A 13381-nucleotide genomic window follows, 5' to 3' on the forward strand; every position below is an offset into this window, starting at 1 on the left:
TGACTGACGACCTTCCACGCCTTTCCAAAAAATTTGACGAGAGACCTCAACGATGTCTGCATTCAAATCAGGAACAGCAGCAGTATTCCTTCTCGCATTGATGTCCACTGGAACGGTGATGGCCGCGCCCCCGACGGTGGCGGCATTTACTGCTTCGGGCGCAACTGGTTTTGCCGAGCCTTTGGTGAAGACAAAGGCCACCATCGCAAGCGAAGACGAAGATCTTTCGACTGCCGTCAATGCGTTTCAGCATCGACAGGATTCCTCCGACCTATCGAGTTTGACGACATTTTTGCAGGTGCATCCCCACAGCGGCTGGTCGACCGCGCTCTGGACCAATATTGGGCTTTCCTATCTGCATGACGGCTATTTCTCGCGCGCCATCGATGCTTGGCAAAACGCTTGGATCGAAGGGAAAGATGCGTCTGCTCCGGAGGCGCAGGCACTGACCGATCGCGCTGTCGGCGAGCTTGCCAGCCTGAACGCCAGCATGGGACGGAGCGACGATCTGGCGCTCCTGTTTGACCAACTCGGCGCGCGAAAGGTCTCCGGGCCGGCAACGGAAACCATCCAATCGGCTCGCGAGATGTTGACGCTGGTCAAGACCGATCCGCGCCATTTGTTCAACTGCGGCCCGCTTGCCTTGCGGGCTCTCTTGCTGACCCAGGGTGTCGGCGCAGACAAACTCAATTTTCTGCAGTTTTACAATGCTGGACCAAACGGTACGACGCTTGCCGAGCTCGGTGGATTGGCCAGCCAGGCAAAGCTCGACTATCGCCTGATTCACCGGTCGGTGGACGAAGCTGTTCCTGTCCCATCCGTTGTCCATTGGAAGGTGGGGCATTTCGCGGCAATCGTCGGCAAGGCGAATGGTCGTTATCACGTCCAAGACGCGGTGTTTCCCAATGCCGATATCTGGGTCACGCCCGATGCGTTGAATGCCGAGGCCAGCGGATATTTCCTTGTGCCATCGAGTGAAGTTGCCGATGCGGGCTGGCAGCCGCTCTCCTCGAGCGAAGCCGCCATCATTCGTGGCAAGGGACCGACCAACAACACACGTCAGGGCGATGCAGGCGACAAAAATGCGAACGGCCAAGGGAACGACGGCGGTGGAAATCAAAACCAGGGACAGGGCGGCAATGGGAACCAGTCGTTGTGGCCGCAGAACCCAAACAACAACCAAAATAATAATGATAAGACCCAGTGCCGCGCGCCTCTTTGTGTGGTCAACATCAAGGAATCCAGCGTCAGCGTAACGCTTTCGGATGTGCCCGTCGGCTATGTCCCGCCGGTCGGCCCGTCGATGAAGATCGGCATCAGCTATAACCAGCGTGAAGACAGCCAACCTGCGAATTTCGACTACTTCAATATCGGCCAGAAATGGTCGTTAAGTTGGTCAAGCTATCTTATCGACGATCCCACGAACCCCGGTGCAAATGTCTCGCGCATCATGGGTGAGGGCGGTGCCTTCTACTATATTGGCTATGATGCCATCCGCAAAACCTTTGCGGCGCAGGACACCGACGGTTCAATCCTGTCGCTCGTCTCGCAATCGCCGGTCAGCTATCGTCGCCAGCTGCGCGATGGCGGCATGGAGATTTACGAACAGTCCGACGGAAGCGCTGCCTATCCGCGCAAAATCTTCCTGACTAAAGTCATCGATCCTCAAGGCAATGCCGCAACGCTGCATTACGACAGCCAGAAAAGGCTAACGTCGATTACAGATGCCGTTGGGCGCGATACCATGTTCATTTACAACGTTCCTGGTCGTCCTCTGCTCGTCAGTCAGATCACCGATCCGTTCGGTCGCAGCGCCGTCCTTGCTTATGACAGTCAGGGTCGGCTGGCTTCGATCACTGATATCATTGGTCTGACATCGAGCTTCACCTATGATGCCAACTCGCTCATAAACGCGCTGACGACGCCTTATGGTACAACTCGTTTCAGCTATACTGCGCCGGGAACCTCAAGTCCGCCGCGCTTCGTCCAGATTACAGATCCGCTCGGCAATAAGGAGCGCGAGGAGTGGCTGGAGCCGGCGCCGATACCAGCGAGCGATCCGACAGCCACTGTGCCAGTGGGCATGCCGCTGCCACTGTCGAACAGCTATCTGACCTACCGCAATAGTTTTCACTGGGACAAGAGTGCTTATGTTGCCGCCGGCTGCACCGACACGGGTGGCTGCGATTACACCAAGGCCCGGATCCGGCATTTCGTTCACATGCCGAGCTCGTCCATCAAGGGTACGACCATTGAAAGCGAAAAAGAGCCACTGGAGAATCGCGTCTGGTACACTTATCCGGGGCAGACCGCGTCAACAGGCACACTTTACGGCGGGACCTATGATAAGCCGACGGCCGTCGGCCGTGTCCTCGACGACGGTACGTCGCAGATCAGTCTATACGCCTATGACAGCAATGGAAATCTAACGCAGGCGACGGATCCAGCCGGGCGGATTACCTATTATGCCTACACCGACGGCATTGATGTCGCCGCTGTCAGTCAGGCCGATCAATTCGGCACACGCTCCACGCTCGCTCAATATATCTATAACAAGCAGCATCGGCCAATTTTCTACACCGATGCTGCCGGACAGACGAGCGCGATAGCTTACAATGCCAACGGGCAAATGACCTCAAATACGGATGCTCTCGGCGAAAAAACAACCTATCAATATGACACCAGCGGAAATCTGGCATCGATTGTCAATGCGAACAACGCCACCGCGGCCAGCTATACCTATGACGGCTTTGCCCGAGTGCGCACTTTTACAGACTCGGAAGGTTGGTCCGTCACCTACGACTACGACGCTGCTGATCGACTCACCAAGATTGCGTATCCCGACGGCACGTCGCAGCGCTATACCTATCAGCGGCTCGAACTCGTTTCATATCAGGACCGCGAGGGCCGGCTCTGGCGATATCAATATGACGCCAATCGCCGCCTGACCGGCGTTGTCGATCCCATGCGGCAGACGACGACGCTTGGCTACGATCCAGCCGGAAATCTGGTTTCCCTGACCGACCCGAAAGGGAATGCGACATCCTGGGCATACGACGTTCAGGGCCGGCAAACCTCGAAGACCTACGCCGATAACAGCAAAATCACCTACACCTACGAGACCACGACCAGCCGCCTGAAGAGCGCTCTCGATGCTTTGGGGCAGACGAAGCAATATAGCTACGCGATCGACAACAATCTGGCGGGGATGACCTATCTCAACGCGGTCAATCCCACGCCGAACGTCACGTTCGCCTACGATCCCTATTTTGATCGAATTGCTTCGATGGCGGACGGAGTGGGGACCACGACTTACGGCTATAACCCGTCCTATGTCGACGGTGCCCAGCAGCTCGCCCAGGAATGCTTTACGGCGACAGGTGCCGCGAGCTGCTCGCACACAATCGCCTATGGATATGACGCTCTAGGGCGACCTGCCAGCCGCCAGATCTCGGGCAGCGGAGCGGAGACCGCGCAGTATGATGCTATCGGTCGGGTCATCGATCACTCCAGCGATCTTGGCGCATTCCAGATATCCTATCTCGGTCAGACGGCCCAAATGACCGCCAGGCAATTGCTGCCGGCGACCTCCAGTCTTAAAACCACCTGGAGCTACCTCGACAACGCTCACGACCGGCGTCTGTCCGGTATCGCCAACACCGGCCTGACGACCGGTCAGTATACTAACTTCACATTCCAGACATCGCCGGAGAACTTGATCACCGGGATCACGCAGGACAGTGACGCAAGCGTCGCAGAGCCCAACCCCGCCGCGCAGACTGTTTCCTTCAACAATCTCAACGAAATCACGCAGGTCGCTGGTCAGGCCTATAGCTATGACGCCAACGGCAATCTGCTATCCGACGGCACGCGGACCTATTCCTGGGATGCGGAAAATCGGTTGGTCAGCATAACTTACGCTGCTCAGGCCGGGAAGCAGACTACCTTTGTCTATGACGGGCTGGGGCGTCGTACTGAAATCGACGATATACCCTCAGGAGGAGGCAACGTCCTTACCTCGAAATATATCTGGTGTGGCAGTAAACTTTGTCAGGCACGCGATTCTGAATATTTAGCTTCTCGTGGCTATTTCGACGAAGGCGAATACAAGGCCGGTGCTGCGGACCCGCTATCATTCTACGGTGTCGATCAAATTGGATCGGTTCGACGCGTCTTTCAAAGCGAAACAAGTGCGACCGCATATGACTACGATCCCTGGGGTTCGCTAATTCAAATTACACCGATGCTCACCGATTTCGGGTTCGCCAAGATGTTCGATAAAGCTAATCTTGGACTGACCTGGTATCGAGGATATGATCCAACGACATCACGGTGGCTATCGAGAGATCCACTGGACAGTGACCGCTCAAAGCCACCCACCGAGGTTTTGTCAGCCTATGTCTACGCCGCAAACGATCCGGTTCGCCGAATTGATCCGCTTGGTCTAATTGAGGTAATCGGCATTAGCCCACACGCCATGAGCAGGATGCAAACAAGAATGATTACTCCTAGCGCACTTCAGGACGCCTGCTCGAACCCTATCCGAACGCAGGTGCAACCGAATGGTAATACAGTATGTTATGGGGCAAGTTGTACTGCGGTAATAAGCCCCAACGGTTACGTCGTTACAGTCTGGTGAGATCATGACCATTTTAGAAGATGTCAATGAGATTCTGTTTACAAAATGGGACCCCATTGGCGTACGAGGCGTCGCACCAGCCGATGAGTATATGAGCATTGCTGTCGAGATTATCGAGCTATGCGGTGACGAAGCAGATCCTAGTCAGATTGCGAAATTTCTCGCGGAAAAACGAACTCAAGATATGATGATCGAAATGGACAAATCGACGGATGCTCGGGCAGCTAAAGAAATAGCAGCGGTGATTAACGCAAGAAAAGTTCAATAGAACGGCTAACGAAATTCCAACGGAAGGCTCGTTCGAATGGCGAATGAAAAAAGCCGCTATTCGGCGGTGGTCGAAGGCCCGCACACCTTTTAAAGGCACTGTAAACTTAACGCTCTGAAACCAAGATCTGGGAGTGAGGCTTTGGTTCATGCGGTGTGAAGGCGTGCGATTTGGCGCCAAGTATCGGGGTTTGAGTAGCAACGGAACAGAAAACCTACATAAGCTTCGCTGGACCGTTGCTCTCATCCGTGGGTCAAGGTGCCGAGTTGAACACGGCCTCGATGTGATGTCCGTCTGGGTCGATCACGAAGGCGGCGTAATAGTTTGGTCCGTAGTGGGCTCGCAGTCCCGGACCACCGTTGTCTCTACCTCCGTGATTAAGCGCGGCTTTATGAAAGTCCGCGACGGACTTCCTGTCTGGCGCTGCGAAAGCAAGATGAAAGCCTGGGCCCGGCGGACGCTGGCCCTCAGGCCTAAACTTGATGGCAAGCTTATCGCCGCTGCCCTCGGGCCCATAACCGACGGCCTGGTCGGCTTCTCCCGGCCGCAGATCTTCCCAAACCCGCACATATCCAAGTGAGCCAAGAGCCGCGTCGTAAAATGCAGCGGCGCGCTCGATATCGGAAACCCCTAATGAAGCATGATGTAGCATTCGTCCTCCGATTTCGGGGTGCTAGCCTTTGCAACAAACCCCGGTTTGATGTGACGCAGCAAGGCCGATTGCAAAAATCTCGGAACAGCCGCTTAATTTCGTAAATACTCGTGCAAAAACCTATAGCCTACAAACTCCCTGCCGTCTAAGTTTATACGAAACGGGGAGCGGTTATGCTGATAGGCTACATGTGAGTTTCGACCGGCGAGCAAAATCTCGACCTTCAACGGGACGGATTGGAGCGCTCCGGCTGCGAGAAAATCTATGACGTCGTTTGCTCCGGCCGGGCAACTGATCGTCCTGGTCTTTTAAAAGCATTGGAGGTTGCGCGGGCTGGAGATGCCCTCGTCGTTTGGAAACTCGATCGTATCGGCCGGTCGCTTCCGCACGTTGTCGGCTTGATGAACGACCTGCAGCAACGTGGTGTCGGGCTCAAGGTTCTAACCGGCGACATGGACACCACCACGACGACCAGCCGGCTCGTCTTCGGCATCTTCGCCACCTTGGCCGAGTTCGAACGCGATCTCATCCACGAGCGGACCATGGCGGGGCTTGCGGCGGCCCGCGCTCGTGGGAGGGCTGGGGGCAGGCCGCGTGTGATGACCCGTAAGAAGCTGAAGGTCGCCATGGCGATGATGGCTGACAAAGACAATGCCGCGCGCGATGTCGCCGCCGAACTCGGGGTATCCTTGTCCACCCTCTATGCTTACGTTGATGCCAAGGGGAGACCGCGCGAGCGGGCCAACGAATTGCTCGTCCGGCGCTCAACGAAGCGCGACGCCGCAGCACAGGCCTGACGACCTTGCCGGTCGGATTCCTGAGCGACAATCAGGCGCGAGAATATGGTCGCTTTCCGGCCGAACTGACACCCGATCAATTGGCCCGCTATTTCCACCTTGATGATGCCGATCGCACGTTCGTCGCAGTCCACCGCGGCGATCACAATCGTCTTGGTGTCGCTGTCCAGCTTGGCGCAGTGCGCATGCTCGGGATGTTTCTGGAAAAGCCGGAAGACGTTCCCGTCTCCGCCCAGCGATACGTTGCTCGCCAGCTTTCGATTGCCGAACCTGATGGATTGATCGCCGATTATGCCCGCAGCGAAGGGCGGTGGCGGCATGCGCCTCGTATTCGGCAGCGCTATGGCTACCGGACATATACAGATTATGGGGTCGCGTTTCGCCTCAACCGTTTTCTGTATGCTCTATGCTGGACAGGATCCGATCGCCCCGCCACCCTCTTTGACCGGGCAGTTGCATGGCTGCTGCAAGCCAAGGTTCTATTGCCAGGACGGTCCGTGGTGGAAAGAGCTGTGGCAAGGGTCCGCGGACGGGCAACCAGCCGGTTCCATAGATTGCTGATCGACGGGGTAACGCCAGAACAACGGTTGCGTGTCGATAACCTGGTGGTGGTGCCAGAAGGCGAAAGGCAAAGCCCGCTCGATCGGCTGCGCGACGGCCCCTACATACAAAGCGGCCGTGAGATCAGCCGTGCTCTCGGTCGGCTCGAAGAGATCCGCAGCCTCGCCAGCGGATTGCCGTCCATAGATCGCTTGCCGCCCGGCAGGGTAACGGCGCTGGCGAAGTTTGCCAGCTCCGCAAAGGCGCAAGCCGTGTCGCGGCTACCGGACAATCGGCGTGCTGCAACCTTGCTGGCCTTCATCCGAACCCTTGAAGCTTCGGCTGGGGATGATGTCATCGACCTGTTCGACGCGGTCACGACATCGATGGTGTCGGAGGCTACTTCGTCCGCCAAACAGATCCGCTTACGGTCTTTGCGCGATCTCGACGCTGCGGCGTTAAAACTGCGGGATGCGGCGATCGTCATCCTTGATTCCGAGACCCCTGACGATGCTGTCCACACTGCCATCTTCGACCTGATCGACAGGCAGGTACTCGATGAGGCCGTCGAGCGTGTCGGCACCCTCGCGGAACCGCATGACGACACCTATTTTACCGAGATCAGGAAGCATAACCGCAAAATAGCTTACACGCCGGGCCTGCTCGCTGGCCTCGATCTCGGCGCAGCTCCCGCCGGCCGGCCCTTACTGGAGGCAATTGATTATCTTCGTGTCGTTCAGTCCGGGCGCAAGCGCGCCGGTCCAGCGCCGATGGCATTCGCACCAAAGATATGGCTTCCACAGTTGAAGGCCCCTGACGGCGCTGTCGATCTCACCGGATACAAGCTTTGCGTTCTCGACGGTCTTCGTCGTGCCATCCGCCGGCGCGACATCTTTCCGCTGCGTTCCCTGCGCTATGCCGATCCACGCAAGGGGCTGCTCTCAGGGCCTGCATGGGAAGCGGCCCGTCCGACGGTCTGCCGTACCGTTGGGGTGTCCACCGTTGCTGACGAAGAACTTCGGGATTTGTCGAGCCGGCTCGATCTCGCCTATCAGGAGACCGCTGATCGTATTCCGTCAAATTCGGCCGTCACCATCGTCCAAACTGCGGAAGGTCCCGACCTGTCCCTAGAACGCCTGGAGAAAATCGAGGAGCCGCAAAGCCTGATCGCCCTGCGCGCGGCGATCGACGCGCGTCTGCCCCGGCTCGATCTCCCCGAACTTATCATGGAAATGCATGCGAGGACTGGCTTTGCTGACCTCTTCACCCATGCCAGCGAGGGTGGCTCGCGCGCAGAAAACATCGCGACCAGCATTTGCGCCGTGCTTGTCGCCGAGGCGACGAATACCGGCTTCGAGCCCTTGGTCCGCCTCGATAATCCGGCGCTCAGGCGATCGCGGCTGAGTTGGGTCAAGCAAAACTTTCTGCGCGCCGAGACGCTGACAGCCGCAAACGCTGCACTGGTCGCGGCGCAAAACGCCATTCCGCTGGCAAGGAAGTGGGGCGGTGGTGACGTGGCGTCCGCCGATGGATTACGGTTCGTCGTGCCGGTCCGCACCATTCATTCTGGTCCAAACCCTCGGTATTTTGGGCAAGAGCGCGGTGTCACCTGGTACAATCTCGCCTCCGATCAGTTCACCGGTCTCAACGCCATGACAGTTCCCGGCACCCTGCGCGACAGCCTCAATCTGCTTGCTGTCGTGCTGGAGCAGGAAACCGAGCTTCAGCCGACCGAAATCATGACCGACACCGCCGGATATACCGACACAATCTTTGGGATATTCTATCTTCTCGGATATCAGTTCAGCCCCCGCATCGCCGATGTCGGCGGCGCACGGTTCTGGCGGACCAATGCGAAGGCCGACTATGGGATCCTCGACGATATCGCCTCGAATAGGATCAACATGAAGCTGATCGCCGACCATTGGGACGATCTGTTGCGCCTCGCCGGCTCCCTCAAGCTCGGCGTCGTTCAGGCCGCAGGTCTCACCAGGACACTCCAGACCAATGATCGGCCAACACGCCTCGCGCGCGCCCTGCAGGAACTCGGACGCCTCATCAAGACCTTATATCTCCTGCGTTTCATTGATGATGAAAGCTACAGACGCCGTATCCTCGTCCAGCTCAATCGCGGTGAAGGTCGCCATCAGCTTGCCCGCGTCATCTTCCATGGAAAACGGGGCGAGCTACGTCAGCGCTATCGGGAGGGCCAGGAAGATCAGCTCGGAGCGCTCGGCCTGGTCGTCAATCTCGTGGTGCTGTGGAATACGATCTACATGGATGCCGCGCTCGAACAACTCGTGGCTGAAGGCTACGAGTTGAGGCCGGAAGACGTCGCACGCCTGTCGCCACTCGGATTTAAACACGTCAACATGCTCGGCCGATATGCCTTCACGCTTCCTGAATTCGTGGCTCGAGGCGAGCTCAGGCCGCTGCGCGATCCGAGCACTACCGACCCGGACGACGATCCATAAAGCGATTGAACGATAGATTTGCCTACCGTTATCTAGCTCCTGTGGAGGTTTGATGGAGAACACTCGTGAAAAAGTGGCCATTGTTGTCGCCACCCTTCGGCAGGCTGGGATTGCCTGTCACCTTTTCGGAGGATGGGCCGAGGAAATCCTTGGCTTGCGACCGCGATCTACGCATGGCGATATCGATCTGCTTTACTGTAGCGAGGATTTCAAAGAGTTTGATAGGGCGCTTCACGGACTTTCTCGTTTCGAAGAGGTTCCCCTGAAACGCTTCCGCCATAAGCGGGCTTTTCAATTCCTTGGAACATTGTGCGAGATCACGCTCGTCCAAGGGCCAGAAGAGCGGCCAACAACCCTGTTTTGGGGCGACGTTCCGTACGCGTGGCAGAGCCCTCTTCGACATGGGTCTCTCGTCGAAATTTGCGGCGAGCCGATTTCGGTAATCTCCGACGTAAATCTCGTGCGATACCGTGAGAACCATAAGGCGACACAACCGCATCGATGGCGGGATCCGCAAGCACTGGAACCCTACGCATGAGCGTTTCGGTGAGGACGTGCAGAAAAATCCTTATGTCGCTTTTCTGTTCCGTTGCTACTCAGACCCCGATTCCTATCAAGAGCATGTACGTCACCTTCGAGGGACCGGTCACGGAGAACGATCGGCTCGGTGATGTTCCGGCCTATATTAAGGCGGAGCCAACACGAGCGGCGCGATACCGGATTCTGGCCCCATTGATCAAACCATCAGGACCGCGTGCGTTGAAACGCATGACCCAGTCCCGCACGATCTGGAGCGTGACATTGCCCAGCCGCGCCGCATCCGAACGAGAACCGCCGTCATAGATCTCGGCGAGCGCCAAAAGTCGCCGTGCCTGAGCAGCATCCTTGGTCTGCCGCGCCAACCGCCGCAGACGCTCCCCGTCAAAATCTCCTCGTAGTGAAATCGCTGAACCCATCGCAAACCTCCAGTTTGCACCATCGATTCAGACTCATCACATTTTGGGAACCCCGTGAGTCGAATTCAGTGAGGAGCCGTATTACACCCTCTCCTGAGGCTCCATCTTACCGAGAATCATCACGCTTGCAGCTTCTAGGGCGCGGAAGGTAGCGGCTCGCCGATAGTCCCACATCGAGGCCCCCGGTGGCGGCACAATCACCATCGTGGCATTTGCTTCGAAGAATAGTAGATCTCCATTCGCATCGACAGCGAAGTCCACGCCACCATAGTCGAGACCGAGACTCATTTGTATACTTTTCAGCGCTTCCATTGCGCGCTGCCCGATAGCCGAGGGCATGTCCGAGAGAAAGGCTGCTTCCTCGTCGCGGTAGTGTTGATTGTCCACCATATCGGCTGTGAAATAATGTACCATCCAGTTCCGCGAGATAGCCAAATGAAGAGGGAAAAGCTCGCCGCCAATCATCATCACTCGGTATTTTCGCGCCAACCCCGCCGTGTCTCGTGCATCGAGGTATTCGATTGCTACCAGTTGTTCTCCGGGCAACTCTGTGAGAGCTGTATCCAGATCAGTGGCTTCGTCAACTTTCCGGAAATATCGCCCGGTATGATAACCTGGGCTACGCAAAAGCAACGGAAAGCCGAATAGCCGCGCCTGCTCTGCTGCCTGTGACCGTTTGATCAACGACATACGTGGCGTCCGTATATATGGTAGACTTTTCAGTCGATTAGCATTCGAGATGCGGTCTGTTGGGCGAATACGATAAGGTGGATTCGCAATCGGCGCACTGGTTAACGCCAACACACGATCGGCAGCATCAAGAGCGGTCAAACAGATGTCGGAGTCGCCGATAGCATTGAAGACGACATCATGTGCTGGGAGCGGCCTCGCTACATCATAACCTTCGACCACAAGGACTGTTACGTCAAACAATTGGTCACTGAGCAAAACGCGCGTCGGGATATTTCCGCCGATGGCGGACACGAGAACCAGCACTCGACACGGCGTGCCTTCGCCTTGATAGGGTTGAAAGGTCAGCTCAATCGGCCGATAACTTTTTTGCCGATGAGTTTCGGCGGCATCCCAGTCACCAAGATTCTGTAGAAGATTGGCCAAGCTGCGATGGACGTCGGGGTGGTCTGGAGCAAGAAGAAGCGCCACCTCGAGCTCCGCGCCAGCTTCAGCGAACGCGCCGTTTGTGATCAGAGAGTTAGCAAAGTTAATGCGGCCGATCACATTGTCTGGATGACATCTTACTGCTTCGGCATAAGCTAGACGCGCGGCACTACAAAAATTGGTTCTCTCCAGCAGATTGCCGAGATCATTGAGGGCTCCAAAATGCCCCGCATCGATAGCAAGGATTGCCAAATAGATTCGTTTTGCCTCATCATATCGGCCGCCGTCCGCAAGCAAGCTGGCTTGCTGGAACATTAACCCGACGACTGGCTGCTCTTCCAAAAGTGTTGTTTCGATACCCATAGGAGAAGTCTCCAGTGTAACGCCGCTCTCCATTGCAGCGTGACGCGACTCACATAGCATTCTACAGCCTATGCCTTTTTTGCGGCTGTTGTAGGTTACCAAGAAAAATGGGTGTTGGGTTTCACAACGCCTTGACCCAGATTTGTATTTGAGGCTGGTCCATTCAGTGGCGAAGAACCCATTGACGAGTTTGCAATATCGACGTCTACACAGGGTCGCGATGGAATGCAAAGTCGAATGTCGTCCTCGATCATCAACGTCAAATCGTTGTTGGCGGAAAGTAACGCCCTGTCGAGATCAGGTATCCTCAATCGCTGCGGCCATGACTGGAGGGTCGAGCGACTGCGTCGTGCCGTCCATCGCATGGTTCGGGAGAAGCTCGCAGAGCCGGACCTACTGGCGCGGTCGCCTCGTCGTGCACCGGAGGATCGTTTGATGAAGCTTGTTGCCGCGATCACGATTGCCGATCCAAGCCTGTCGCTTCGCGAGATTGCCGCGCAACTGGATCAAATGGGGGAACGGCCGACCCGCGGTGGTCGCAAATGGCAGCCATCGTCCGTCAGAGGGCTTTTGGACGAGGCGCGCCGGTTGGCCTGGTTCGCGACTGACGACCTTGCGCCCTGCTACAAACCGCTCGGAAGGTTGTCCTGTAAAGGACGCTCCATCAGGTTCATCATTTTCCCGTTCATGAGCGTGATCCCGACGGAAGAAAAGCCGTTCTGCTCGTAATAGGCAATCAGCCTTGAGCTGGAGAGCGAACAATCAAGTCTGATGGTCGCCAGACCTCGCTCTCGTCCCATGCAGGCAATTTTTTCGATGATGGCGGTACCAATTCCGTTTCCGGCTCTGTCGCGGCGAACCGCAAAGGTGTGCAGATAAATGCTGTCGCCCGTTTCCCTCTCACCCCAATACGGACGATCCTTCCATAGGATTCGAAACGCAGCGACGGGATGGCTGTCCATATAGGCAAGGAACAATTCGCCGCGCTCGATTCGAGGCAGCATCCAGGCGTCATCGAAGGGGTAGCTCCAGCCCTCCGAACCACGCGCCTTTTGCCATGCGCTCGCCTCCTCCAGAATCTCCGAGAAGTGCGCCCGCGTTTCAAGATCCACCGGGCGAATGTCAATTTCCATGTCGATATCGCTCATCAATCTCGCCATGAATCGGCAACTATGTTTTCTTAAGCCGCAAGATGCTTAAAAACAGTGTCGAAACGACTAAGGCGGAAGCCGGATCCTATGCGTTAGCCTCGCATCGCCATCATCCTCGATGAGAACACCAGCACGGGCGGAACGCGCTATGAAGGGCTCTTCTCTATTCGGCGTGTTGAGGTCAAGCGCTTTTGAGCGTTCAGCGTCTCGATAGTTTGACGTCTCTCGCAGGCCCTCTCTTCTCTTCGGGATCGGCGCATGGCCCTCCCAGCATGGGATCAGTAGAATGAGATGGCCCAATCTGTTGCGCGTTCTGACCGCGGTGAAGCGATGTTGACCCCCAAGGGGTCAACATTCCGAGCCGATTGACAGCGCGACGGTTGGGCCCGGCGTTTAACGCAACGGCCATCAGAGCCATTTCGATC

7 protein-coding genes and 3 pseudogenes are annotated in these 13381 nt (G+C 56.7%); 6 read left to right on the forward strand and 4 right to left on the reverse strand.

All coding sequences use genetic code 11. From position 1 onward, the window contains the following. The first annotated feature begins 52 nt into the window (after positions 1-52). Positions 53-4639, forward strand: coding sequence for an RHS repeat-associated core domain-containing protein (locus ABOK31_RS33520; RefSeq protein ID WP_349963057.1), 4587 nt, complete (start codon positions 53-55; stop codon positions 4637-4639). Positions 4640-4643: 4 nt separating this feature from the next. Then, positions 4644-4907, forward strand: coding sequence for a hypothetical protein (locus tag ABOK31_RS33525; protein WP_349963058.1), 264 nt, complete (start codon positions 4644-4646; stop codon positions 4905-4907). Positions 4908-5160: 253 nt separating this feature from the next. Here the strand turns inward: ABOK31_RS33525 and ABOK31_RS33530 are convergent, their stop codons facing one another. Next, on the reverse strand, positions 5161-5559 hold the full coding sequence (locus ABOK31_RS33530; RefSeq protein WP_349963059.1) for a VOC family protein: 399 nt from the start codon (positions 5557-5559) through the stop codon (positions 5161-5163). Positions 5560-5732: 173 nt separating this feature from the next. On the opposite strand from ABOK31_RS33530, the pseudogene ABOK31_RS33535 reads away from it, so the two are divergent. The 3 genes and pseudogenes from ABOK31_RS33535 to ABOK31_RS33545 all read left to right on the forward strand — a co-directional run bounded on the left by ABOK31_RS33535 (position 5733) and on the right by ABOK31_RS33545 (position 9908). Next, a pseudogene (locus ABOK31_RS33535) lies at positions 5733-6356 on the forward strand (recombinase family protein). 5 nt (positions 6357-6361) lie between these two features. After that, complete coding sequence (locus ABOK31_RS33540; protein ID WP_349963061.1) at positions 6362-9370, forward strand: Tn3 family transposase; 3009 nt, start codon at positions 6362-6364, stop codon at positions 9368-9370. Positions 9371-9422: 52 nt separating this feature from the next. Then, positions 9423-9908 carry a hypothetical protein gene (locus tag ABOK31_RS33545; protein ID WP_349963062.1) on the forward strand — a complete coding sequence of 162 codons (486 nt, stop codon included), beginning with the start codon at positions 9423-9425 and terminating at the stop codon, positions 9906-9908. A 199-nt stretch (positions 9909-10107) separates the two neighbouring features. Here the strand turns inward: ABOK31_RS33545 and ABOK31_RS33550 are convergent. Next, positions 10108-10326: pseudogene (locus tag ABOK31_RS33550) on the reverse strand (helix-turn-helix domain-containing protein); the annotation flags it as partial. A gap of 81 nt (positions 10327-10407) precedes the next feature. Next, complete coding sequence (locus ABOK31_RS33555; RefSeq protein ID WP_349963064.1) at positions 10408-11805, reverse strand: tetratricopeptide repeat protein; 1398 nt, start codon at positions 11803-11805, stop codon at positions 10408-10410. 303 nt (positions 11806-12108) lie between these two features. On the opposite strand from ABOK31_RS33555, the pseudogene ABOK31_RS33560 reads away from it, so the two are divergent. Further along, positions 12109-12387: pseudogene (locus ABOK31_RS33560) on the forward strand (recombinase family protein); the annotation flags it as partial. Between the two features lie 41 nt (positions 12388-12428). Here ABOK31_RS33560 and ABOK31_RS33565 read toward each other — a convergent pair. Further along, entirely contained in the window at positions 12429-12953 is a 525-nt protein-coding gene (locus ABOK31_RS33565) for a GNAT family N-acetyltransferase (RefSeq protein ID WP_349963066.1), read from the reverse strand. Positions 12954-13381: the final 428 nt, after the last annotated feature.

It is taken from the genome of Rhizobium sp. ZPR4 (assembly GCF_040215725.1).
GTDB lineage: Bacteria > Pseudomonadota > Alphaproteobacteria > Rhizobiales > Rhizobiaceae > Rhizobium > Rhizobium rhizogenes_D.

Excerpts from the sequence above, each read along its gene's own strand:
- ABOK31_RS33520 (WP_349963057.1), top strand. The coding sequence starts at position 53 with ATGTCTGCATTCAAATCAGGAACAGCAGCAGTATTCCTTCTCGCATTG.
- ABOK31_RS33525 (WP_349963058.1), top strand. The coding sequence starts at position 4,644 with ATGACCATTTTAGAAGATGTCAATGAGATTCTGTTTACAAAATGGGAC.
- ABOK31_RS33530 (WP_349963059.1), bottom strand. The coding sequence starts at position 5,559 with ATGCTACATCATGCTTCATTAGGGGTTTCCGATATCGAGCGCGCCGCT.
- ABOK31_RS33545 (WP_349963062.1), top strand. The coding sequence starts at position 9,423 with ATGGAGAACACTCGTGAAAAAGTGGCCATTGTTGTCGCCACCCTTCGG.
- ABOK31_RS33555 (WP_349963064.1), bottom strand. The coding sequence starts at position 11,805 with ATGGGTATCGAAACAACACTTTTGGAAGAGCAGCCAGTCGTCGGGTTA.
- ABOK31_RS33565 (WP_349963066.1), bottom strand. The coding sequence starts at position 12,953 with ATGAGCGATATCGACATGGAAATTGACATTCGCCCGGTGGATCTTGAA.